This window comes from Hymenobacter sediminicola (assembly GCF_014250515.1).
Lineage (GTDB): Bacteria > Bacteroidota > Bacteroidia > Cytophagales > Hymenobacteraceae > Hymenobacter > Hymenobacter sediminicola.
Genome location: NZ_CP060202.1, coordinates 1,600,868 through 1,623,954, shown reverse-complemented (window position 1 = coordinate 1,623,954; position 23,087 = coordinate 1,600,868). Strand labels below are relative to the sequence as shown.

Here is a 23,087-nt window from a genome sequence, read left to right as displayed (position 1 = left end):
CAGTTTTAGAACTTCATGCCGGCGCTGTTCTGCACGGCCACCGGCTCCTGGTTTTCGGCCTTGATGTCGAGGCCCTTGACGCTCCAGCCCTGGGCAAAGTCGATTTTGCCGGCTTTCTTACCCGTGATGCTGATGTTCTCCAGCGTGAAGTTTTCCAGCAATGACACGGCCAAGCCCTCGGCTGAAATGGCTTCGCCGGCCCCGGTGGCGCGCAGGTTGCTGATGCGCACGTTGCGGAAATGCGGCGTGCCGCGCTCCACGGGCTCCACTTTGGCCAGCATTTTCTTCCAGTGCTCGGGCAGCGTGGCCTCGGTGTAGCCGGCCGGCAGCGTGGAGTAGCTGTAGGCCGGGTTCCAGTTCATGGTCATGATGATGGGCACGCGCACGCCATCCATCTGAATGTCTTCCACCACAATGTCCTCCACCACGCCGCCGCGGTTGGTGGCCGATTTCAACCGGATACCGTACTTGGTGCCCTTCGCCTTGAGGCCGCGGGCAATGACGTGGCGGATGCCGCCCGACGTTTCGGAGCCGCAGGTGAACAGTCCGTCGCCGGCGCCGGCCACGCAGTTCTGAATGAGGATGTACTCGGTGGGGCGGTTCACGCGCAAGCCGTCCCAGTCGCGACCGGCTTTCAGGCAGAAGTTGTCGTCGTTGCAGTCGATGTCGCAGTTCTGCACCAGCACGTAGGAGCTGGAGTCGATGTCGATGCCGTCGGTGCTGGGGCCGTGGCCGCCGATGTTGTTGCGCACCACGAGGCCATCGGCCGTTACGTGCTTGGAGTACAGAATGTGCACCGTCCAGAAGCCGGCGCGCTGCAGCGTGATGCCCTTGAGCGTGACGTTGCTGGAGTTGGAAACCAGCAGCGTACGAGGCCGCTTGGCGTCGTAGTCCACAATCCAGCGCAGGCCTTTGGCGTCGTACTCTTTGCGCATGGCCCAGTATTTCTCCCAGAACGGCTTGCCCTGGCCATCGACGGTGCCCTGGCCGGTGATGGCCACGTTTTCCTGATCGAGGATATTGATAAGAGCCGCAGGCCACACCATTTCCACGCCCGCAATGCGCGACGGAATTTCGGGGTAGTCCTTCAGTTCCTGGCTGCCGAGCAGCGTCACACCCTGCGGGATGTTGAGCGTCACACCCTTCTTCAGAAAGATGGAGCCCGTGAGGTACTGGCCCGGCGCAAACGTCACGACGCCACCCTTTTTGGCCGCCGCATCAATGGCTTTCTGAATGGCTTGGGTGTTGAGGGTTTTGCCGTCGGCCACCGCGCCGTATTTGGCGACTAGGAAAGTGTTTTTGGTGGCGGGCATGGATTTCGCGCCCACTTCTTTCACCCAGGTCGGGTCGGCGGGGGCGGCAGTGGGCGGCGTCCCGAGGTAATTCAGCCAGGCCAGCAGCGGCAGTAGCAGCGAAAGGATCAGGTTCATATCGGCAGGCAGGTGGGTTGGCAGATCGGGAGAAACCTATAAAGCAAAGAACCTGATGGTAGCCGGGCGGTGGAACAACGGATTCCCACGGCCGCAGCTCCGATGCCCAGCTACGCATCAGGTTTTTGCTCTCTTACTTCACTCATCCAAAGCTGCCATTTTCCATTCTCGGCACCCTCCCGCACTCACCTGCAATTCGCTTTTTGCAGAAATTTTGTTGGTGAGTACTTACTTTTTATCCTGCGTAGGCGTGGGCCAGGTGTCGGTGCGGAAAGGCGAAGCCGGCAAACCGGCGGCGTTGAACAGGTTCGGCATCGGCGACTTGCGCCAGCCGAAGCGCACGGCCACCGGCTGCAGCACCTGCGCGCTGCTCACCACCACCGTATTTCCCTCAATGGCGGCTTGGGCAGGATGGAACACGCCGTCGGCGCCGGCCACGGTAAACTCGCGCAGCGCCCCGCCTTCCGCTTTCAGGCCCTCGGCGTAGTCGAAGCTGAGGCGGGCGGTGTTCTTGTCGATTTTCAGGGCTTTGTAGATCGGGCCTGAGGTCACCAGCTTTTTCTCGCCGTACTCGTTGCGCAGCGCCCACAGCGCCAGCCGGTGCCCCACGGCCTGCTTGTTGCGCGGATGAATGTCGAGCGAGTCGCCCACGTCGGTCGTGACGACCATGCCGGTGTGCGGCACGGTTTGCCAGGAAAGCAGTTGGGCTTCGCGGATTTCGGGGTTCTGGCCTTTATGGGGCGTTATCTGCACGAAGTAGAATGGCATGTCAGGCTGCTGCCAGGCTTGGCGCCAGCTGGCAATCATGGCCGGGAACAGCGTGCGGTACTGGTAGGCGCGCTCGGCGTTGCTTTCGCCCTGATACCAGATGGTGCCGCGCAGTGTGTACGGCTCCAGGCCCCGGATCATGCCGTTGTAGAGCTTGGCCGGCGACTTATTGCTGGTGGCGCTCAGCGGCTCGCTGGGCTTGGGCTGCGTGGTCTGCGGGTTGCGCTCCTTCTCCAGTTTCCAGGCGGCCAGCGCGGTTTCGTAGGCAGGGCGTTGGGTGAGGCCGTCGGCGTAGCGGGATAGAATCGGGAGCAGCGTGGGGTTCTGCTCCAGCACCTCGCGCCGCGTCCACGACTCGGCCGGCGTGCCGCCCCACGACGAATGTATCAAGCCCACCGGCACGCCGGTTTTCTCTTGGACTTCCTGCCCGAAAAAGTACGCTACGGCCGAGAAGTTGCCCACCGTCTGGGGGCTGCACACCACCCAGCTGCCCTGCACGTCGCGCTGGGGCTCGTCGGATACGCGCTGCGCTACCGTGAACATGCGGATATTCGGCTTGGTGGCTTTCGGCACCACTTCGGCCTCGTTGAGCACGCCCGTCATCCATTTGGAAACGCCCTTCGCCACCGGAAACGCCATATTCGACTGCCCCGAGCACAGCCACACTTCCCCGAGCAGCACGTTGCTGACGGTGAGCTTGTTATTCCCCTGCACCGTGAGCGTGTAGGGGCCGCCGGCCTTGGTGGTGGGCACGCGCACCAGCCAGTTACCCTGCGCGTCGGCTGTAGCCTGCACGGGCTTTTTCGCCCAACCGGCCGTCACGGTCACGGCCTCGCCGGGCGCGGCCCAACCCCACAGCGCCACCTCTGATTTCTGCTGCAGCACCATGTTGTCGGTGATGAGCGCCGGCAGCGTAACGTCGGCCAGGGCAGTGTGGGCGCCGGCCAGCAGAAAGGCGGATAGGAAACCGGTGAGTCGGGAAGAATGATGCATGGAGTTTTTTTTGGGCGGGGAGTATAAGACGAGGGGTGTATCAGGCTGAGCGGAGCGCATGATAATTAACGCAGTGGCCGTCATGCTGAGCTTGTTGAAGCATCTCTACCTCTGACTAATTAATGGCATTACAACGAAGCGGTAGAGATGCTTCAACAAGCTCAGCATGACGGCCTATTTGTTACATGCAAGCCTTTGCCCGCATGATGTTCTGCGAGTTGAAATTCTCACTCATGTAATCCGAAACACGAACGAAGAGGCGGTCATGTATTTGCCGCCTTGCGAGGCGCAGAACAGGTATTCGGGTTTACCGTCGCGGAGCAGGAGCTGGGGACGCTCCAGGCGGCCGTAGCGCTTGAGTTTGGGCGGGGCGGGCGGCTCCTGCACGCCGTAGTCGCGCAGGGCGCGGAAGGCAATTTTGGGGTAGCTCCACTCCTTGCCGTCGCGGGATTCCAGGTAGAGGCCGACTTCATGGTTGTACACGCCCATGTCGCGGGCCAGCAGACAGAAACGGCCGTTTTGCCGCCACACAAAAGCATCCTCGAATTGCTTGTTGTGGCCCTGCCGGGAGAAGTCGATGACGGGGTTGCCGGCGTACTTCACGTAGGGCCCTGCCAGCTGGTCGGCCACGGCCAGCCCGTACTTGCGGTTGCCCCGAATGGTGGGGTCTGTCGAGGCCACATACTCGGCCGTATTCCACGACTTGTAGTACAGCCAATATTTGCCCTCGTGCTTTACAAAGGCGGGGTTGGTAGTGCAATGGTCGTCCCAGGCGCCAGTGGGGCCGGGCAGCAGCAGCGGCGCGTCGGGGCGAGTCCAGGGGCCTTCGAGAGTGGGCGCAGTGGCCAGCCCGATGCGCTTGGTGTCGGTTTTGCCATTGCTGGTGCCCATGAAAAACAGGCAGTACTGGCCATCCACGAGCTGAATGCTGGGGTTGTGGCAGGTGGTGGCATCCCAGAAGCCGGGGCCGCGCGGGGCCAGCACGGTTTCCTGGTACACAAACGGCCCGGCAGGCGTGTCGGCCACGGCGCGGGCTATTTCGCAGCCGTTGAGCCAGCCGCCCATCCCCTTGCGGGCATCCCAGCGCGAAAAAAATACGTGCACCCGGCCATCAGGCCCGTAGATTGGGCTATTGCACCACACGTAGTAGCCCTCCATTTCCAAGGCCCGCCCAACAGGCTGCAGGTGCTTGCTGAACTTGGCAAAATCCGCCTTCGGGAAGTCAATCAGCCGCCCGGCCGCAACTCCCACCGCCGCCCGGGCAAAAGGCGCCAGTGCAAGCGTAGCAAGGAAATGACGGCGGGTAGGCATAAGTGGAGGAGAAAAACATCCTGTCATCCTGAGCTTGCGAAGGATCTTATTCTGCATGAACGACAGCCGTTGCTACGTCTCGTTCTCCTGTGACAAGGTCCTTCGCAAACTCAGGATAAAAGAGTTGAATTGCGTTTTACCGATCTATTGCATCTTGCCCGCGCCGCTGGTTGATACAGGAGTCAGCGTTACCGGGCCCAGCAAACCAGACTCTTTAGGGTCCCATTTCTCGGCTGTGAACAGGCCATCGGTGCCCCGATTTTCCTTGAGCTTCGACGACATGTTGATGTTGTAGGCATTCTTGTAGGGCACGTGGTTGCGGTCCATGTCAATGATGCGGTTGGCCATGCCGTTGCTGACGCTGACGGTGAGCGTGTTGCTGGCCTGCAGCTGGTTTTTCGGGATGAACACCTGGTAGCTGGGGCCGATGAGCGTGCCCAGCTCCTGGCCGTTCAGCTGCACGCGGGCACTTTCGGCCACGCGGCCCAGGTTCAGCAGCCAGCCTTCGCCAGCGCCGGTGGGTTTCGGGAAGCTGATGGTATAGGCCGCCGTACCGGAAAATTTCCGGCCGGCGTCACCGCCGAAATCCGTCCACGATTTCAGCTCCGACATCTGCACCGGAGCCGGCAGCGCCGGGCCGCCCGACACGAAGCGCACGTTCCAGGTGCCTTGAATGGGCTGCGCGGGGCCAGCCGCCTGCTGGTAGGCGTAGACGGGGCCGGTCAGTGCGGCGCTGTTGGTTTCCAGCACACATGACTCGCCGGGAGCCAGCTGCACACGCACTTCCGGCATGCCCTTGGCTGACATACGCCAGTTGGCCAAACCCAGCTGCTCGGTCATGGGGTTGTAGAGCGCCACCGATTTGGCGGCGGTTTGCAGCGGCACCCAGGCATCCAGCAACTTATCGGTGGAGTTGGCCAGGAAGTAGTAATGCCCGGTGGCGTGGCGGCGGCGCACGAACTGCAGGCCGCTGTCGGTCAGGGTTTCACGCTGCACACCGGCCGCCGCCAGCAACTGGCTTACGTCTTTGCCTACCAGCACCGCGCCCTTGCCCAGCTTGGCTTTCTGAACGCCGGCCGTGCCGCTGGGCTGGAATTTCAGCTCGGCCAGCAGTTTGCGGAAGGCGGCGCGGCGCTTATCGAGCTGGCCCAGGCCGGGCACGTCGGTGGGCAGCTGGTTTTGCACTACCAGCGTAGCACCGTTGCGGGCCAGTTGCAGGTAGTGCTCCAACGTAGCCAGCGGCACGAGGCGCGCATCGGGCAGCAATAGGGTTTGGTAGGCAGTGCCGCCGCCGGTTTGCAGAGTGCGGCCGATGGTTTTCGTCTGCCGCAGCTGCTTGTCAGAAATAAAATCGAAGCCAAAGCCCTGCTTGAGCAACTCCTCGCCGGTAGCGCCCACCGGCATGCCCTTGAAGCCATGGCTGATGCCGTCGAAGTGCTGGAGCAGCACCTTGCCGGGGCGGGCGTAGGAGTCGTAGATGGGCAGATACACCAGCACGTCGTTGGCGGGCTGGCCGGCCTGCAAAAAGCTCTGACAATGCGCCACGTAGCGGTTCAGCTGCCCGAAATCATTCCAGAAGGTGTTGTTGGGGTTGAAGTGCACGGCCGCGTAGAACAGCCAGCCTGGCCACGCCGCGGCCTGCGGCGAGTAGTTGGTGCCGTGGTAAAACGTGTGGTTCACACCCCCGAGCAGCATCATGTCCATGGCCTTCTTCACGTCGCTGAGCTTCGAGAGAAAATGGTCATTCTCCCAGGTCGCCGACTCCGACGAGGTAAGCAGTTTGCCGGTAACGTGCGCCGCCGATGAGGCGAATTTCAGGCGTAACAAATCCTCGCCTTCGGTTTCCGGAATGTCGGTGGCGGCGTAGAGGTCGAGGATGTTGGCCGGGGAGCCGTGGGCCTGGTTGCGGATGAGCGCGCCGTGCGTTTTAGCCCAGTCGTGCCAGGTTTGAGTGTAGTTTTCGAGCAGCAGCTCCGACACCGTTTCGCGGTAGTCGCTGAGCACGCGCTGGTGCGGCTGGTCTTCGGCCTCCTTGCTGAACAGGGCCGGTAGATGCTGGCGCAAATCGTAGCCGCGGCGCTTTTGGAACTCACTGAACATCTGTGGCGTCCAGTTGCCCTCACCCTGCGCGTCGTCTACTTCATACGAATCGTTGAAAAAGGCCCGGATAGGCTGCACGTTGCGGCCCTTGAACGCCTCATCGAAACGCGCCAGGTAGTGCTGGGTTGCGGTTTTCGAGAAGTGGTCAATTACGTCTCCCTCGCCGCCGGGGCCGGCGCGCTCCACCTGCTTGCCGTGCCAGCCCTCAAACACGGCGTAGAGCGTCCAGGCGGCACCCGTCGGGGCGGTCCAGATCAGTTTACCGGCGGCGTCTACTTTGCTGGTCAAATCCAGCGTCTGGCCCTTATCGGAATACGCCACCAACGCTTGCAGCGGCAGCAGCTTCTCGAAGCGCACCTGGTCGAAGGCGTGGAGCTGCAGATTAGGATTCTTGGTGATAGGGTCAGCCAGCTGCTTGATATCGATAGGCTGGCCGACGGTTTTCACCAGCGGCTTCTGCATAAAGCGTACGGGTTCCTGCAGCTGGGCGCCGCCGGCCACGGTGTAGGTCTGGTGCGCCACGTACTTGCAGGCGTCATCGGGCGTCACCCAGGGCCCACCGAACGGCCAGCCCGACGCCTGCGCCATATCCACGCCCAGCCCCAGCCGCCCGGCCTCCGTGAGCGTGTGCTGCAGCATGTCCATCCAGCGCGGCGCCAGGAAGCTGATGAATTGGTTTTCGGTGCCTTTCACGCCATAAATCGGCGTGATTTCCACGCCCCCCAGCCCCGCCTGCTGGTATTGGGTGAGCAGGCGCGTGAGGTCCTGCTCGTTCACGGCGCTGCCCTGCCACCACCAGCGCGTCCAGGGCTTGTGCTGCTGCGTGATTTCCGGCCAGCGCGGCGCCTGTTGGGCACGGGCGGGCGCCTGGGCTAGAGTGGCGGCAACGAGTAGGGAAAAAGCGAGAGTGGGTTTCATGGGGCGGGGTGGCAATGGATATTTCAGAACGTCAGGCTGAGCGAAGTCGAAGCATCTCTGCCCCTGGCTAGCTGATGCTATTGCAACGAAGCGGTAGAGATGCTTCGACTTCGCTCAGCATGACGTTCATTTCTTACACTTTTACTTCATCTTCACCAGCTCCGTGCCGGCGAGCAGGAAGCAGCCGAGGCCGTAGTCCTCGAAGTCGGGCTTGCTGGTGTAGCTCACGGGCTGGCCGTCTTTGGGCTCTTTGCCGGTGCCTTGCACGTAGCCCAGAAAGCCGTTCGGGTGCACGCATTCGGTAGCCATGGCGTTCCAGGCTTTCGTGATGATGGGCTGATACTGCTTGGCGTCGAGCAGGCCGTGGTTGATACCCCAGGCCATGCCGTAGGTGAACAGCGCCGTGCCGGTCAGCTCCTTGCCGCCGTAGTTGGTGGGGTCGTGTAAGCTCACGTTCCAGTAGCCATCGGGTCGCTGCAGGGGCGGCAAGGCCTTCATCATGGCCAGGTACATCTGCTCGTATTCTTCGCGGTGCGGGGCGCCCTTGGGCATGATTTCCAGCACGCGCACCATGGCTGCCACCACCCAGCCGTTGCCGCGGCTCCAGTAGCAGTCTTCGCCGTTAGGCTCCTTGTAAGGCGGCACGAAGTCCTTGTCGCGCCACCACAGTTGGTCCTGCGGGTTGTAGAGTCCGTTGCCGCCGTGCCGGGTTTTCGAATAGTTGTAGAGGCGGTACATCTTCTCGTAATAAGCCGTATCCTTGGTCATAGCACCCAGCTTGGCATAGATAGGCATGGCCATTTGCAGGGCGTCAATCCACCACCAGTCGTCTACCTGCGGGCTTTTCACCATCAAATCGATACTGGCTTTGATGTCGCGCATCCGCTCGGGTTGTGGGTCGATTTCGTAGAGGGCGAGGTAGGTCTGGCCGGCGCACTGGTTGTCGGCGTTGCGGGTTTCGATGCCGCGGTGCAGGCCCCACTGGTGCTTCTGGCTCCAGTCTACGGCGTAGTCGTAGTAGCGCTTCTGCTTATCTACGCTGTGCAGCGCCATGAGGCCCTCGTAGTACACGGCGCGGGTCCAGATGTGGCTGGGGCGGGTTTTGTTGGTCGTGATTTCCTTGCCGGTATCGGGCCACTTCTGCATGAAGTAGTCGTTGGCGCGGGTCATCGTTTTGAGGATGGCCTTCTTTTTGGGCAGCTTCTGGGCCTGCGTCGTCAGCGTAAGCATGGCCAGCAGGCCGGCCGTGAGAATGGATTTGAGCATTGGGTGGGTTTGAGGTCGTCGGTTATGATACCCAGTTCGTCATGCTGAGCTTGTCGAAGCATCTCTACCGCTTCGTTGAAATGGGACAGACGAAGCGGTAGAGATGCTTCGACAAGCTCAGCATGACGGTGTTTTGTGTCGGTTTTTACGAGGCGGCTTTGGCTATTTCCACGGCGTACACTTGGTTTTCGCCCTCAAAGTTGGCCCGAAAGATCAGCCATTTGCCGTCGGGGGAGAAATGCACGTTGGGCTCCAGGTGGTAGTTGTGCTTGGCCAGGTTCACCAGCTTCTCGGCTTTAAACTTGTCGCCATTGGGCCGGAACAAGTAGATCCACTGGCCGTTGGGCGAGTGCGCCACTGAGCTGGGGTAGCCACCGTCACCAGCAAACGTCTTCTGGTCGGGCGAAATGGTGTAGTGCACGCTCCACTCGTCGCGGGTCAGTTCGTACTTCTTCTCTTTGCCGGTTTTCAGGTTGGTGCCCGTCACGAAGAACGTGGCGCCGCGAGGCAGCTGGTGGTCAAACCAGATGGTTTTGCCGTCGGGCGCAAACCACTCGTGACCGAATATTTCGCGGTCCATCGTGCGCTTGTGCACCAGCTTCACCGCCTTGGTTTTCGTGTCGATGGTCCAGATGCGGTCCACCAACTCCCAAGGGCCTTCGTGGCAGAACATGAGCAGCTTCGGGTCAGTGGGCGAAAACTGCACGTGGTTCAGCCAGGCCGTGTCCGTGAACAGCTTGCTGAGTTGGCCGCCCTCGGTGCTCACCGTAAACAAGGTGCGTGGCAGCTTCGACTCGTAGATGCGGCGGAAGTAATCTTTCTTTTCAGGGTACTGCCGCGAAATCTCCTTTTCCGCATCAGAAGCCCAGGCCCCGCCGAGCTGAGTTTCGTCGGCGTTGAGGGTGGTGATGCTGGCCCGGAAATCTTGGGGAAACACGAACACCAGCCGTGTCTTTCGGGTATCGACATGGGTGGCGTACACCGAGTCGCCGGTTTGGTAGAATACCTCCCGGCGCTTGGGCGCCACAATTTCGCCGCTCATCTTCTGGAAGTAGCGCGTGAGCGGCTGCACCGCGCGCGTCTTCAGGTTGATGGTGCGCAGCTGCTTGCCCTGGGCATCGGAGTGGTAGAACACCATCTGGTCGCCGTCACTGCCTTTAGCCGCCAGAAAGGGCTTGTTGTGGAAGTAGAAGCTGTTGTTGTTGCCGCCCAGTGGCGTAAGGCGCATCACGCGGTGGCCGGTGTCCTGGTCGATCCACTCGGCGGCAGGCATGGGCGTTTGCGCGCCGGTCACGAGCTTGGCCTGGGCCAGCGCGCCGGTACTTAGCAGCGCCAGGCCGCTCAATACAGTAATAAACGGGTGGGTTTTCATAGGTCAGAAAGGATGGCAGGGCGGTTATTTCAGATTCTCGTAGCGGGGCGGAATGGTTCGAATAGCTTCGGGCAGGTTCACGTAGCGAGCCAAATCGCGCAGCGCCACCACCGTATAGTGATGGTCGTGTAGGTAGCGTAGGTACAGTTCGAACAGTGCGGGCGGCGTACTCACCCAGTCGTGGGCCACATCGGGTACGCCGTGTACTGTCAGCACCACGATGCGGCCGTTTTGCGCCTGCCGCAGGGCAGGCAGCACTTTCGCCGTGTCGGGGCCGGAGGTGCTGAAGCTGGGAATCAGGAGCGGATTATCGGTGACAGGGTCGTAGGGGCGGTTGCCACCGGCGCGGGCCAGGTGGTAGCCGCGCGCCGGCAGTAGCGTGGTAGCGGTGGGTGCGGTGTCGTAGCCCGGATAGGCGAAAGTGACAGGCCGGGGAATCCGGTTACTGTGGCAGCGGCCTTCTATTGAATCCAGCTCGGCCCCCAGCTGCTCCTGCGTCAGACGGTTGACGTGCCGATGCGTGAGCGTGTGGCTCCCGACTTCGAAGCCCTGCCGGTGCAACTGCCGAATTTGCGCCCAGCTCATATACTTCGTTTTGTCGGCAAAAGCCGGCTCCCGGAATTCGCATACGAAAAATGTGGCGCCGAACCCGTACTGCCTTAGCAGGGGCGCAACGTAGGTGGCATGGCTAAGAGCAGCATCATCGAAGGTGAGTACCACCAGCTTGTCGGGCACGGGGCGGCGCAGCACCTGGGCGTGCGCGCCTACACTGCCCAGCCCCGCTTCCAACAGAATCAGCAACACACAGAGCAGGGAAAGGCGGCGCAGCATCACAGAATCAGGAGGCAATGAAAGTGGATTGCGTCTCAAGAAAGGAGTATCTGTTTGGCTAACACTCCTGTACTCTGCGGTGTCCTTGCGCCTATGTGAAGCGGCAGCAAAGCATCCGTGCCATCTGCACGTGTAAGCAGCTGTTCTGGCAGTCGGCCTTTTTGCAGGAAGTGGCCTCCAGAAGTCTGGACAAGGATACAGGATGCCAGAATGTCGGATTTTCTTGATATTAGACAGTAGCCGGCACCTAAAAGCAGCAACAGATGCGGACCCACCCTTTCCTAGCAAACTTTACGATTGAGGCGAATGGCCGGGTGCTGGATGGCAATCTGATCTTGGTGATTATACTGGCTCTTTTGCTGCTCTGGCCGGTTCTGCGGCGTATACTGCGGCCTCCTAAACAGTAGGCCTTACACGCAGTCCTGAGAACGACATAGCGCCGCTTCCGTAGCTGCTCAGTACCTTAAACGCCCCAGCCAGTAGTTGGCCAGGGCGTTTTCTGTTCTATGCACCAGTATGCTGAATGATACTTCTCCAGAATGGCTGGCTAACGGTATAGTCAATGGTTCTTTTGACTGGAGCAAAGCTACCGACACTACATTTTCGCTGTTGCTGGATGGCATCACGCTGCATGACTCCCTTTGGTGCCAGACCATCTCGCAGGCAGAAAATTCGCTGCTACTAGTCTTTCGGCTAGATTCCTTCTGGAACAAAGCATTCTGCCATCACCAAGATGAGTGGCCCTATCTATTACTCGAAATCAGTGAAGTACTATGCAGCTTTTATGGCTTTTTGCCTGAGGAGGACACAGAAAAAACTGTTAGCCGAGCTGCAACCTACCTGCTTCCTGACTCAAAAGTAGCTGCGTGGAGCAGCATGGTCACAGAGTTAGGCATTGTGCCTATTCAACTGCGGAAGAAGGTCAAGCCGCCTATCCACCGCACTGATATCGAAACGCTAGGCGGTATCTATTCCTGCGTACACGCAGAAAAAATCAGAATCTTACTGTACACCGCAGCCGGAGACTTACTTCCAATTGATTTATCAGCAGTACTATTTCCTGAAAATGGACTTGCTCAAAGACCACTGCAGGATTCAGGAATAGTTTCCCGAATCCTGCAGTGGTTTAATGCATAGTAAATTACTTCCCTACCACCTTAAACAGCATGCCGCTGGTCATTTTATCAGTAGTTTTCATGCCGTTTAGGATGGCCATTTCCTCGTAGCGCTTAGATGGAATACCATTAGCCGCTAAGGCCTGGGCCAACGTCTGGCCGGCTTTGGCGGTTTTGATGCGCACCTTCTCGGGTTGGCGGTTCAGTTTAGCGGCATCCGTGAGGCGCTTGTAGCCCTGAGCCGTGCGCTGAAACTGCGGCGCATACGTGTTGAAATCGTTAGGCGACGTGAGGCCGACGAAAGCGTACAGGTTCTGGCCATCCTGGATGATGAAGCTCAGCGTGCGGGCCGTAATAGCCTGCTGGCCGGTTTGCTGGTCCTGCCCTACCTGGTCACCCTGGATGGCTATGGCCTGGAAGCCGTTGATGGTCGTTTTCTGGGCCTGCGCGTTCTGGATTTTCAGCTGTTCTACCAGTGCCTGCGCGGTTTCATCTAGGCCTTTGTTGCCGGCTGGCAGCAGCACGATAACAGCCTTGCCATTGGGCTCGGCCATCTGAAACTGGCTGGGTGAGTTCTGCGACTTCCAGCCCTGTGGTACCGGAAATTGAAACTTCAGGTCGGGGTGGTAGAATACGCTGCCCTCCACGTAGCCCTCGCGCGGGTTGTCGCCGTAGGGCAAGCCCTCAATCATGCGCAGATACTGGTCGCGGTTCACGGCCAGCTGGCGGCCTGCTTGTTGCTCCGCTTGCTGCGCCAGCTTTTTTACGTTCGTGTACCGGTCGGCGGAGTTGGGGTGCGACGATAGAAAGGTGGGCACAGTAGCGGCGCCGCTGCTTTGCTCGGTGCGCGCAAGGGTCAGGAAAAAATCGGCCATGGAGGCTGGGTCGTAGCCGATGGCGCTGGAGTACTTCACCCCTAGCTTATCCGATTCGTTTTCGTCGTCGCGGCCGTATTTCAGCAGGCCCAGGCCCACGACCTGCGAGGCTGGCTGGGCAATAGAAGCCACTCGCTTCGACAGGATAGAGCCTAAGATCAGGGCTCCGTTGGCAATAGTGGAGCGGGTCTGCTGCTTCTGGCCGTGGCGGGCCGTGATATGGCCTATTTCGTGGCCGAGTACGCCGCTGAACTGCGCCTCATTATTAAAATGGGCCATGATGCCGCGCGTGAAGTACACGTGGCCATCAGGTGTAGCAAAGGCGTTGATAATGGGCGAATCGACGATGGTAAATCCCTTGACATCGGCTGGGCGGTCAGATATTTTGCCCATCTGCATGCCCTTGCTGTCGATGTAGCTCTGTAGTTTGGTATTGTTAAGCAGGCCAAACTGCGCAACTACCTGCGGGTCGGGCTGAGCCCCTTGCACGGGTAGCACCGGCCGGATGGCACTCCAGTGCGAAACAGCCGGGCGGGTGCTGCCCAACGGCAGCAAAACAGCCATGATGGCACCGGCACGCAGAACAAATGAGAGAGTGGGTTGCATAGTAGGGAGAGTAAGCGGGAAAGGAACAGGACTGCAACGAACCTAAGCCGTGCAAAGGTTACAGCCGCCCTTATAGAATAGAAAGGCCACTACTGTGCCAGTTTCAATTTCCTTTTACTCTGGAGGTGGTTGGCTACGGCCTAAGCAACTCAGGAAGCGGCTTGTTTCTCCTGCTCCGCCAAATGCTTTTCTTCCAGCTCCAGCGCCGTAGGGCGGCCGTGGCGACGGTCCAGCCAGTCCATGACGGGCGTGGCCAGCGCACCGTGCAGAATGATAGACGTTAGCACCGTAAATCCAGTAATGGCCCAGAGTTGCGGGGCATCGGGAAAATCGTGTTTGCTCAGTGCGTAGGCCAGATAAAAAAACGAGCCGATACCGCGAATACCAAAGAACGAGATAACCAGCCGCTCGGGCCACGTCACGCGACTGCGGCCCAGCGTCAGGATACCGCCTATGGGGCGCAAAATTAGTAGCAGAAACAGTCCCAGCGCCGCCCCCGACCACGTGAGCGGCTCCAGCAAGCCGCGCACCAGCGCGCCACCAAACAGAATCAGAATCACTACGATGAGCAACCGCTCCAGCTGGTCCGTGAATTCGTGCATCTCGGTGTGGTACTCATGGCTCCGCTCGTGCGCCCGCAGCGTAACGGCCGCTACAAACACGGCCAGAAAGCCATAGCCATGCAGCAGCTCAATCAGGCCGTAGGCGGTGAGCGTGACAGCCAGCGCCACAAATCCATAGGCTTCGGGGTTGATGCGCACCCGGTGGGGCAAATCGAAAATCAGGAACGACAGTACCTTGCCAGCCAGCCAGCCGCCAATCACGCCCACCGCCGTCCGAAACAGCACATCCATCCAGGCCCAATGCAGCAGCTGCTCCGAAAAAGGCAGTAGGGCCACCGGCAGCAGGAGCGCCGCCAGATGCACGAATGGAAACGCCAAACCATCATTGAGGCCAGCCTCGCCGGTAAGGGAAAAGCGCACGTTGTCTTCGCCACCTTCGCCGGGCTTGCCCACCTGCACGTCGCCGGCCAGCACTGGGTCAGTAGGGGCCAACGTAGCGGCCAGCAGCAGCGCCGAGGCCGGCAGCAGCCCGCCCAAACGCCACGCCACTACCATGAAAATACCGATGGTGATGACCATCAGTACCAGTACCAGCTGCAGAGGTGCCCGCCAGCGCCACAACGAAAATTTCCGGTCAATCTTGAGGCCCGTACCGGTCAGGGCCACCGTCACGCAGATTTCGGTGAGGTGGGTAACGAAGGTAGAATGCTTGATCGGGTCGGGAGTGGGCAGGCCCAGCGGCAGCCAGAACACCAGCGCCCCTAGCCCCACAAACACAATGGGGTAGGAAAGCGGGTATTTGCGCAGCAGCGAAGGCAGCCAGGCCACTGCCAAGATGGCCACGCCCAGCACCACCAAAATCAGATTGTAGAGCGACATAAGCAGGAAAGAGAGTCAGCTGAACTGTACTCCCTGTACGCAGGCCTGCTGCATTTAGCTACTTGCGCCGCCCAGGCCTCAGGGCCGGCGGCTGTTTACGTCGAGGCTCTGGTAGCCAATGAGCAGGTCGGCGCGAGTGCCCGGTGGGCGGTAATACACCAGCAGGTCGTATTGGTTTTCGGCTTCCTGGTGGCTACCCTCCCACTGCACACTGTTCGGCCCCTGCGGCGTCTGGGTGGCGTAGATGAAGTTGTAGTAGCCCTGCTTGAGCAGCGCGTGGCCGCTGTAGAGCTGCTTTTCGGCGTCATACGTCAGCCGGAACTCGTCTTTCAGCTGCCAGTCGGTGAGGGCACCCAGCACGTACACGGGGCCAGCTGCTGGCTGCGCTGCCCGCAGCTGAAACGTCACGTCGAGGTAGTCGGCGTTAGTGGCGCCGTTGCCGTACTCACGGCTCTCAATCACGCGCTGCCCGTTGATATCCTCGAACTGCGTATAGCCCTGCCCGTTGCGCGACGCATCCGGCTGCAGCAGCGCCTGCCGGGGCGAGGCTTCGGCATCGAGAGCCGCTACGCCAATGCCGATGGACCGGAATGTGCGCAGGTCAAAAAACCGGAACTCGCTCAGGGCCGGGAAGGCGTTTTCGAAGTTGAAATACTGGTAGTCGAGCTGCCGGTCGATGTCGCGCACGAATGTGGGGCGCAGGTTATACTTGGCGTTGTCCCAGCGGAAATTCTGGCGCAGCACCACCTTCACTTCCTGTGCCGGATTCACGAGCTGCATGCTGTAGCGGATGCCGAAATCAATCTGCTGCATGGTGTAGCGCTCCTGCCCTCCCACCGGAATGCCCTGCTTCATCGAAATCTGCACGCTGTTATCGTATACGAGCAGGCGGCGGCTGAGCAGCGGTGTACCGCCGGCCCCCTGCACTACCAGCAGGTAGTTGCCACTCAGCTTCACGCGCGGCGCCCGCATGCTGTAGTGGTAGTAAGGCACTTTAGTATTGACGGAGGTGCGGTAGTTGGTGATGAGAATGTCGTTTATCTCGCTCAGAAACTGCATATCCGTCAGGATGGATGGCTTCCAGTCGGCGTCGCAGTGCACGATTTTGGCCGTAAGGCGCTGGCTCTGGTCGCCGAGCAGGTCGAATTCCAGCACAATGGGCTGTTCCTGGCTGAGCGGCACCACGGGCGGCGTAAATATTTCGTTGGTCGTGCCCGACTGCACGTAGCACAGCACGGTGCGCACGTTGGGGTCGTAGACGTAGTCCTGATAGCGCAGGGTTTTGTCGGCGTAGTATTCTGTAGACGCCACCTGCCCGGTCGTGGCAGGCCGGCGCGCGGCGTTAGGGTCGGTGATGGGCGTACCGAGCGGCACGCAGGCCGAGGCAAGGAGTAGCAGCGGAAGCAGGAAGGCGGGAAGACGCATACCGGCGAAGATACAGGAGGCAGCGGGCTTTAGTCTTGGCATGAGGAGTATTGGCAGGCCGCGGCCCAATTATTAAGCATTATCTATATATTGTATCTATCTAAGCACCAGCCAAAACGCAACGTCCTAGCCCACCAAAACGGCAAACCATTAACCGTAATCCTGAGCGGCGAATGCCTAACTCTAAGTTGCCCAATAGCTCTATTTCAGACCAAAATATCTTTGCTATGAACCGCAGATCTGCTCTAAAAAATTTATCGTCTGTTGCCGCAGCCTCAGCGCTACCAAGCTTTTTGCAGGCTAGCGAAGCTGCACAGAGCCAGATGCTACGCGTGCCAGCAGGGCAGCATTTGCGGAAGATTGCAACCGAAGAAGCCTTTACCATTCCGGAAATAGCGGAAGCCATCCGGACCAGAGTACGCCAAGGGGGACCGAATCTGGACCTGCTTCTCTTGAAGCAACTCTACGAGCCTTCGAGCACTACGCCGGCGGCGTCAGAAAGCAACCAGGTTTCCAACCGTGACCGTGCAGCTAAGGATATGCTGCCCAGGCTACTGGACTTAGACAAGGTGCGGCTGGAAAACATGGATACCAATGGGGTTGATATGCATATTCTGTCGTTGGTTATGCCTGGGGTGCAACTTTTCGAACGGGCACAGGCCACCGAACTTGCCAGTCTAGCCAACGACCGGCTAAGTGAAACTATACGCCGCTACCCTAAACGCTTTGCCGGCCTAGCGAGCTTCGCTCCACAGGACCCAAACGCCGCAGCGAAGGAGATGGAACGGGCCATCAAAAAGCTGAAGCTCCACGGATTTATTGTCAATTCCCACACCGCCAACGCCTACCTCGACGACGCTCAGTTCTCGCCCATTTTGGAGGCAGCAGAAGCACTTGGAGCGCCTCTCTACATTCATCCGCGGGCTCCTTCTGATGGTATGGCGGCCCCTTTCCAGGATTACCGCCTGGAAGGCGCCGTATGGGGCTACGGGGTGGAAACGGCAACTCACATACTGCGCCTCATATTTGGCGGCATTTTCGACCGTTTCCCGAAGTTACAGGTAGTTATCGGGCACATGGGCGAAGCACTACCCTTTTGGTTGGGCCGGCTCGACTTCATGGGCGCGCCGGGCGCCCGCGCCGGGCGCAAAAATCAACTAAAGCCCAGCGAATATTTTGGGCGTAACATAACCATCACGACAAGCGGCGTGGAAGACCCGCTGGCCCTCCGGTATTGCATCGATAAAATAGGGGTATCGAATATTATGTGGGCTATTGATTACCCTTTCCAGCCTACTGCACCCGCCGTAGCTTTCATCAAGACGGCAGCTCTGAGCGAAACTGAGCGCGCAAAGATTGCTTATGGCAATGCAGAGCGAATCTTCAAAATCAAGACGTAGTAGCTGATATAAACGAGTTGTATCGTCGAGCAAAATAGTGGCAGCAAAAAGCCCCGCCGGAAGCTACATGCTTCCGGCGGGGCTTTTTATTTTTCAAAACTGCTAACGCTTATACTTCCGCCAGCATTTCCCAACGGTCATTTAGCTGGGCCAGCTCTTTTTTCACCTGCTCAAATTTGAGGGTGGCGTCTTTCAGCTGCGCGGCGTTCTGGTAGATCTGCGGGTCGGCGAGCTGCGTTTCGTAGCGGGCCAGCTCCTTCTCGCTTTCCTCGATCTTCTTTTCCACTTCGGCCAGCTCCTTAAGGGCCTTCTTTTGGTCGGGCGAAGGAGTTTTGGCCGGTGCGGCTTCTACTTTCTTTTCCTCCTTGGGCAGCGGCTTGGCGGCCGAAGGCGAAGGCAGGCCGGCTTTCTTGGCCGCCTTTTCGCGGTCTTCCTGCCACTGTTCGTACTCGGCGTAGGTGCCGGGGTACTCCTTGAGTTGGAAGTCCTCGATGTACCAGATTTTGTTGGCCACATTCTCCACGAAGAACCGGTCGTGGCTAATCACGATGTAGGTGCCCTGGTACTGGTCGAGGGCTTGAATCAGGATGTTCACCGACTGCATGTCCAAGTGGTTGGTCGGTTCGTCGAGGAGCAGGAAGTTGGCTTCCGAAATCAAGGTTTTGGCCAGCGCCACGCGGCTTTTCTCGCCGCCGCTCAGCACCTTGATTTTCTTGTACACCTCGTCGCCGGTGAACAGGAACGAGCCCAGCACCGAGCGCAGCTCCATTTCGGAGCGTTTCGAGCCGGCTTCTACCATTTCCTGCAGAATCTCGTTCTCGATGCGTAGGCTTTCGAGCTGGTGCTGCGCGTAGAACGACATGATGACGTTGTGGCCCAGCTGGTGGTTGCCGTTGGTGGGCGCTTCCTGGCCCGCCACCAGCCGCATCAGCGTCGATTTGCCTTTGCCGTTGGCTCCGATGAGGGCAATTTTGTCGCCCCGCTCAATGTGCACGTGCGTGTCGCGGAAGATGATTTTCTCGCCGTATTTCTTGCCCACGTGCTCCATGCGCAGGATATGGCGGCCGGGCGTGACAGTGAAGTTGAACTTGATGTTCACTTTGGCGTCGTCGCCGGCCACGTTTTCGATGCGCTCCAGCTTATCGAGGGCCTTCACGCGGCTCTGGGCCTGCTTGGCCTTGCTGGCTTTGGCCTTGAACCGCTCAATAAACCGCTCGGCCTGCTTGATCTGGGCCTGCTGGTTCTCAAAAGCGCCTTTCTGGATGGCGTTGCGCTCCTCCTTCTCTTCCAGATAGTAAGAGTAGTTGCCGGCGTACGGCACCAGCTTGCCGCCCGTTACTTCCACGGTGGTATTGGTGGTGCGGTCCAGGAATTCCCGGTCGTGGCTGACGATGATAACGGCGCCTTCGTAACCGGCCAGGTAGTTCTCAATCCACTTGATGGAAGGTAAGTCCAAGTGGTTGGTCGGTTCGTCGAGCAGCAGCAGCGAAGGTTGCTGAAGCAGGATTTTTGCCAGCATCACGCGCATGCGCCAGCCACCCGAAAACAGCTTGAGGGGGCGCTGCAACTCTTCGGTCGTGAAGCCCAGACCTTCCAGAATCTCTTCGGCGCGGGCCTGCATGGTGTAGCCGCCCAGCGCCTCGAACCGCTCCTGCAAATCAGCCAGCTTCTCGACCAGGTCGTCGGTGTAGTTGGTTTCGAACTCTACCAGAATGGCGTCAATCTTCTTTTGCAGGTCCAGCGCTTCGGCAAAGGCCTGCATGGCCACCACCAGAATCGACTCGTGCGAGTCGTAGGAAAGCAAATCCTGGTTCAGGAAGCCCAGGCTCACGTCCTTGCTCATGGAGATGCTGCCACCGTCGGGCTTGTACTCGCCCACCAGAATGCGCAGCAACGTGGATTTGCCCCGGCCGTTGAGGCCAATCAGGCCAATCTTATCCTTGGGCTTGATGTGCAGGCTGGCCTTATCGTAAAGGGTACGGGAGCCGAAATGAAAATCTAAGTCAGTAATCGAAATCATCCTACTTTGCGGGCTATGAAGCCGCAAAGGTACAGGTTTAGCAGAAGGGCATTACTGTTTCTGTGTTGTGTTACTCGTTTATGCCAACCAGTATGATCAGAAGAACCCGCCTGTTGCTCACTGCCTGCCTCCTGCTACCGAGTAGCATAGCTTATTGTCAGGGTGTTTCTGAGCAGATTATTCTGCAGCAGTTGCTCGATTTGCCGGAGTTGCAACAGTATTTTCACGTAGAATTACCCGGCCGGCTACCAATCAAGCTGCTCCAAACCCCGGGTATGCCGCAGGGTCTACAGCTAGAGAAATTTGGGCGGCCGGTTCTGTCGCTTACTCCTGCTCAGGCAAAGCAGCAGGCAGCAACAGACTATATCAGTATCCGGAAGCTCCCCGCCCGCACCACCGCCGACACGCTCATGTACACGCTGGCTTATCCTATTGAAGGAGTACTCTGCCGGGCGCGCTTTGTCCGGCAAAAAGAGGGCTGGGTTGTGTATGATTACAATGTTGTGGAGCAATAGGCACGGCCAACACCCGCAAATGGACATCTTTGCCCCCAAACCTGCATCATTCACCTCGTACAACTCCGCATGAAACCGTTTCTGCTTGCCTCCCTCCTGCTGACTTTGGCCGCCTGCAGCTCCACCGAACGGGAGTCGTCGGGCCGGGGCATGGCTGAGGCTATTCCGACCGACATCAAGAGTGAGGAGTCTACGACGGAAACCGTGGGCGAAACCGGCCGCAGCCACGGCTACATCCGGCGCTTCTACCAGCAGGGCGGGCAGTATTTCGTGGACGTGGACTACATCCAGTTTTTGAGCGGCGAGGCGGCCGTAGCCGCTGCCCGCCGCAAGGGCGACGCGGCCGTGGACGTCGTAAACGGCGACACCGTGTACTCCGTCTTCAACGACTACTACATCGTCAACGACAACCCACAAGTGCGCGCGCTCCGGCTGGATGATGAGGCGAAATTTACGTTCTGGCGCACCGGCGAAAACGGGCTGGAACGTTACCCGGCCACGCCCGCCAAAGTGCAGGCCAACGTGCCCAAGGTGCTCACCCTTTCCCCGTTCATCATCGAAACCCGCCAAGGCGTTGTAACCAGCCTATCAGAACAATACGTGCCATAGTTGGCGCAGAGAGCTGACCGGTAGTAGCTGCAGTGCGCAGAAGGCTCGTATAGGAGAGTGTCTATCCATTCCTAACGACTTACGACTATGGCAACCAACGCCCCCTCCCAGACACCCGAAGAAAACGATGACCGCACCGCACAAGCTGCCAAGGGCCAACAAGATGGCGGCACAGTAGGCCAGAGCAGTGGCCGTCCCAGCTACGGCAGCGGCGGTTACGAGCTGAACCTCGACGACGAGCAAGGCGACGAAGGCGGCTCCGGCAGTGCCTCTTCCGCTACCAGTAAGGCCCCGCGCCAGTCATCCGAAGACGAGAATAAATAGCATTTGCTACAGCAACGAAAACGCCCTCCGAGACTTGGTTTCGGAGGGCGTTTTCGTTGCTGTATGTGAGCAGCTCCACTTACCCTACGAACGGGGCTCGGAACGCAGGAGCTTTGCGCTGTTTTGCCGCCTGCTCATAGGCATACGCCAAAGCCAGCAACACCGGCTCCTGATACGCGCCGCCCACAAACGACAGGCCTACTGGCAGGCCGTGCGCCTGCCCCATTGGCACGGTAATGTGCGGATAGCCGGCCATAGCCGCGGGCGAGGAAAAGCCCGGGCCTTTCCAGGAGTCGCCGTTGATGAGGTCGAGGCAGGGCGCGGGGCCATTGGTGACGGCTACCAAGGCATCGAGGCGGTTTTCGCGCAGTACAGTATCTAGCGCCGTACGCGCCCCATTATGCGACTTACGCAGGGCCGCCAGGTATTTCTCACTTTTCAGGCCCTCGGTTTTTTCGGAAACTTCCAGAATTTCCTGCTGGAAAAAGGGCATAGCCTTCGCCTTGTTGGCCGTGTTGAAACGGATAACATCGGCCAGGGATTTGACAAAGGCACTAGCACCGGCTAGGTACTTGTTCAGGCCATCCTTGAACTCATAGAGCAGCACATCGTATTCTGCCTCGCCCAGCGGATCAGTCAGCTTTTCCACCTCAACCTCCATTACCGTAGCGCCCTGTGCGCGGAGTAGCATTACGGCCGCCTGCAGCAGCGGAATTGCATCGGAAGTACCTTTTAGGTGGTTTTTCTCTACGCCCAGACGTTTTCCTTTCAGGGCATTGGCATCCAGAAATTTCGTGTAGTCGGGCTGTGCTTTGCCGGCGCTTTCCTGCGTCACAGCATCGGCGGCATCTACTCCGGCCAAAGCGCCCAGCAGCAGCGCCGCGTCGCGGACGGTGCGGGCCATGGGGCCGGCCGTATCCTGGGTGGCCGAAATAGGAATGATGCCGGAGCGGCTTAGCAGGCCTACTGTAGGCTTGATGCCTACCACGCCACTACACGACGCCGGCGACACCACCGAGCCGTCGGTTTCGGTGCCGATGGCTACCGCGCACAGATTAGCGGCCACCGCCGCGCCCGAGCCCGAGCTGGAGCCGCTGGGCGTCCGGTCGAGGATATAGGGGTTTTTGGTCTGGCCGCCGCGGCTGCTCCAGCCGCTGGTGCTGCGCGTGGAGCGGAAGTTGGCCCACTCGCTCAGGTTGGTTTTGCCCAGCACAATGGCCCCCGCATCACGCAGTTTTTTAATGATGAAGGCATCCTGCGCGGCCTTATGCCCGGCCAGCGCCACGGAGCCAGCGGTGGTCTGTTGCTGGTCGGCGGTATCAATGTTGTCTTTGATGAGCACCGGAATACCATGGAGCGGGCCGCGCAGCTTACCGGCTTTGCGCTCTTGGTCGAGTTGGTCGGCTATGGCCAGGGCATCGGGGTTGGTTTCCAGCACCGCTTTTAGTGTAGGTCCGGCTCTGTCGATGGCCGCAATGCGCTTTAGATATAGCTGCGTGATGTCTCGCGCCGTCCGCTTGCCACTGCGCATCATTTCCTGCAGCTCCGCAACGGTGGCCTCGTGCAACTCAAACGCCTCAGCCGCAATGTCGTCAGGACTGGCTGCCGCGGTATCCGGCTTCTCCTGCGACGAGCAAGCATTGAGGGCAAACGTGGACAGTGCCAAGCCGGTCAGGGAGCTGTTGCGCAGGAATATTCTTCGGTTCATCGGGAAATTTTTTGGGTAAGATAGAACAGGAAAGTAGCTGTGGGCCGGAGTCGTTTCCG

The 23,087-nt window shown here is 59.4% G+C and carries 17 protein-coding genes; 5 read left to right on the top strand and 12 right to left on the bottom strand.

Going from position 1 to position 23,087, the window contains the following annotated elements:
- Positions 1-5: 5 nt before the first annotated feature.
- The 7 genes from H4317_RS06920 to H4317_RS06890 form a co-directional block, all read right to left on the bottom strand.
- Entirely contained in the window at positions 6-1,430 is a 1,425-nt protein-coding gene (locus H4317_RS06920; RefSeq protein ID WP_185889395.1) for a glycoside hydrolase family 28 protein, read from the bottom strand.
- A 228-nt stretch (positions 1,431-1,658) separates the two neighbouring features.
- Positions 1,659-3,191: a sialate O-acetylesterase gene (locus H4317_RS06915; RefSeq protein WP_185889394.1), complete on the bottom strand. Its 1,533-nt coding sequence runs from the start codon at positions 3,189-3,191 to the stop codon at positions 1,659-1,661.
- A gap of 231 nt (positions 3,192-3,422) precedes the next feature.
- Positions 3,423-4,502 carry a glycoside hydrolase family protein gene (locus tag H4317_RS06910; RefSeq protein WP_185889393.1) on the bottom strand — a complete coding sequence of 360 codons (1,080 nt, stop codon included), beginning with the start codon at positions 4,500-4,502 and terminating at the stop codon, positions 3,423-3,425.
- Positions 4,503-4,646: 144 nt separating this feature from the next.
- Entirely contained in the window at positions 4,647-7,520 is a 2,874-nt protein-coding gene (locus H4317_RS06905) for a glycosyl hydrolase (RefSeq protein WP_185889392.1), read from the bottom strand.
- A 141-nt stretch (positions 7,521-7,661) separates the two neighbouring features.
- Positions 7,662-8,786, bottom strand: coding sequence for a glycoside hydrolase family 88/105 protein (locus H4317_RS06900; protein ID WP_185889391.1), 1,125 nt, complete (start codon positions 8,784-8,786; stop codon positions 7,662-7,664).
- A gap of 145 nt (positions 8,787-8,931) precedes the next feature.
- Positions 8,932-10,158 (bottom strand): oligogalacturonate lyase family protein, encoded by a 1,227-nt coding sequence (locus tag H4317_RS06895; protein ID WP_185889390.1) that lies wholly within the window; start codon positions 10,156-10,158, stop codon positions 8,932-8,934.
- Positions 10,159-10,182: 24 nt separating this feature from the next.
- Complete coding sequence (locus H4317_RS06890; RefSeq protein WP_260625849.1) at positions 10,183-11,007, bottom strand: polysaccharide deacetylase family protein; 825 nt, start codon at positions 11,005-11,007, stop codon at positions 10,183-10,185.
- 498 nt (positions 11,008-11,505) lie between these two features.
- Here H4317_RS06890 and H4317_RS06885 point away from each other — a divergent pair, with 498 nt between their 5' ends.
- Complete coding sequence (locus H4317_RS06885; RefSeq protein ID WP_185889389.1) at positions 11,506-12,126, top strand: hypothetical protein; 621 nt, start codon at positions 11,506-11,508, stop codon at positions 12,124-12,126.
- A 4-nt stretch (positions 12,127-12,130) separates the two neighbouring features.
- Here the strand turns inward: H4317_RS06885 and H4317_RS06880 are convergent, their stop codons facing one another.
- The 3 genes from H4317_RS06880 to H4317_RS06870 all read right to left on the bottom strand — a co-directional run bounded on the left by H4317_RS06880 (position 12,131) and on the right by H4317_RS06870 (position 16,452).
- Positions 12,131-13,585 (bottom strand): M48 family metalloprotease, encoded by a 1,455-nt coding sequence (locus H4317_RS06880; RefSeq protein ID WP_185889388.1) that lies wholly within the window; start codon positions 13,583-13,585, stop codon positions 12,131-12,133.
- Positions 13,586-13,734: 149 nt separating this feature from the next.
- Positions 13,735-15,027 carry a cation:proton antiporter gene (locus H4317_RS06875; RefSeq protein ID WP_185889387.1) on the bottom strand — a complete coding sequence of 431 codons (1,293 nt, stop codon included), beginning with the start codon at positions 15,025-15,027 and terminating at the stop codon, positions 13,735-13,737.
- Between the two features lie 78 nt (positions 15,028-15,105).
- On the bottom strand, positions 15,106-16,452 hold the full coding sequence (locus H4317_RS06870) for a type IX secretion system plug protein (RefSeq protein ID WP_185889386.1): 1,347 nt from the start codon (positions 16,450-16,452) through the stop codon (positions 15,106-15,108).
- 350 nt (positions 16,453-16,802) lie between these two features.
- On the opposite strand from H4317_RS06870, the gene H4317_RS06865 reads away from it, so the two are divergent.
- Positions 16,803-17,852 carry an amidohydrolase family protein gene (locus H4317_RS06865; RefSeq protein WP_185889385.1) on the top strand — a complete coding sequence of 350 codons (1,050 nt, stop codon included), beginning with the start codon at positions 16,803-16,805 and terminating at the stop codon, positions 17,850-17,852.
- Positions 17,853-17,961: 109 nt separating this feature from the next.
- On the opposite strand, the gene H4317_RS06860 is transcribed toward H4317_RS06865, so the two are convergent.
- Positions 17,962-19,872 (bottom strand): ABC-F family ATP-binding cassette domain-containing protein, encoded by a 1,911-nt coding sequence (locus H4317_RS06860; RefSeq protein WP_185889384.1) that lies wholly within the window; start codon positions 19,870-19,872, stop codon positions 17,962-17,964.
- A gap of 92 nt (positions 19,873-19,964) precedes the next feature.
- On the opposite strand from H4317_RS06860, the gene H4317_RS06855 reads away from it, so the two are divergent.
- The 3 genes from H4317_RS06855 to H4317_RS06845 all read left to right on the top strand — a co-directional run bounded on the left by H4317_RS06855 (position 19,965) and on the right by H4317_RS06845 (position 21,320).
- A complete protein-coding gene (locus H4317_RS06855) occupies positions 19,965-20,387 on the top strand; it encodes a hypothetical protein (protein ID WP_185889383.1) in 423 nt (140 codons plus the stop codon).
- 69 nt (positions 20,388-20,456) lie between these two features.
- Positions 20,457-20,996 carry a hypothetical protein gene (locus tag H4317_RS06850; RefSeq protein WP_185889382.1) on the top strand — a complete coding sequence of 180 codons (540 nt, stop codon included), beginning with the start codon at positions 20,457-20,459 and terminating at the stop codon, positions 20,994-20,996.
- An 87-nt stretch (positions 20,997-21,083) separates the two neighbouring features.
- A complete protein-coding gene (locus tag H4317_RS06845; RefSeq protein WP_185889381.1) occupies positions 21,084-21,320 on the top strand; it encodes a hypothetical protein in 237 nt (78 codons plus the stop codon).
- A gap of 79 nt (positions 21,321-21,399) precedes the next feature.
- Here H4317_RS06845 and H4317_RS06840 read toward each other — a convergent pair whose 3' ends face one another.
- Positions 21,400-23,028 carry an amidase gene (locus H4317_RS06840; RefSeq protein ID WP_185889380.1) on the bottom strand — a complete coding sequence of 543 codons (1,629 nt, stop codon included), beginning with the start codon at positions 23,026-23,028 and terminating at the stop codon, positions 21,400-21,402.
- Positions 23,029-23,087 lie beyond the last annotated feature (59 nt).

Coding starts and splice junctions, on each gene's coding strand:
- H4317_RS06880 (WP_185889388.1), bottom strand. CDS start 13,585: ATGCAACCCACTCTCTCATTTGTTCTGCGTGCCGGTGCCATCATGGCT.
- H4317_RS06895 (WP_185889390.1), bottom strand. CDS start 10,158: ATGAAAACCCACCCGTTTATTACTGTATTGAGCGGCCTGGCGCTGCTA.
- H4317_RS06875 (WP_185889387.1), bottom strand. CDS start 15,027: ATGTCGCTCTACAATCTGATTTTGGTGGTGCTGGGCGTGGCCATCTTG.
- H4317_RS06915 (WP_185889394.1), bottom strand. CDS start 3,191: ATGCATCATTCTTCCCGACTCACCGGTTTCCTATCCGCCTTTCTGCTG.
- H4317_RS06870 (WP_185889386.1), bottom strand. CDS start 16,452: ATGCGTCTTCCCGCCTTCCTGCTTCCGCTGCTACTCCTTGCCTCGGCC.
- H4317_RS06920 (WP_185889395.1), bottom strand. CDS start 1,430: ATGAACCTGATCCTTTCGCTGCTACTGCCGCTGCTGGCCTGGCTGAAT.
- H4317_RS06900 (WP_185889391.1), bottom strand. CDS start 8,786: ATGCTCAAATCCATTCTCACGGCCGGCCTGCTGGCCATGCTTACGCTG.
- H4317_RS06860 (WP_185889384.1), bottom strand. CDS start 19,872: ATGATTTCGATTACTGACTTAGATTTTCATTTCGGCTCCCGTACCCTT.
- H4317_RS06845 (WP_185889381.1), top strand. CDS start 21,084: ATGGCAACCAACGCCCCCTCCCAGACACCCGAAGAAAACGATGACCGC.
- H4317_RS06840 (WP_185889380.1), bottom strand. CDS start 23,028: ATGAACCGAAGAATATTCCTGCGCAACAGCTCCCTGACCGGCTTGGCA.
- H4317_RS06855 (WP_185889383.1), top strand. CDS start 19,965: ATGATCAGAAGAACCCGCCTGTTGCTCACTGCCTGCCTCCTGCTACCG.
- H4317_RS06885 (WP_185889389.1), top strand. CDS start 11,506: ATGCTGAATGATACTTCTCCAGAATGGCTGGCTAACGGTATAGTCAAT.
- H4317_RS06910 (WP_185889393.1), bottom strand. CDS start 4,502: ATGCCTACCCGCCGTCATTTCCTTGCTACGCTTGCACTGGCGCCTTTT.
- H4317_RS06905 (WP_185889392.1), bottom strand. CDS start 7,520: ATGAAACCCACTCTCGCTTTTTCCCTACTCGTTGCCGCCACTCTAGCC.
- H4317_RS06850 (WP_185889382.1), top strand. CDS start 20,457: ATGAAACCGTTTCTGCTTGCCTCCCTCCTGCTGACTTTGGCCGCCTGC.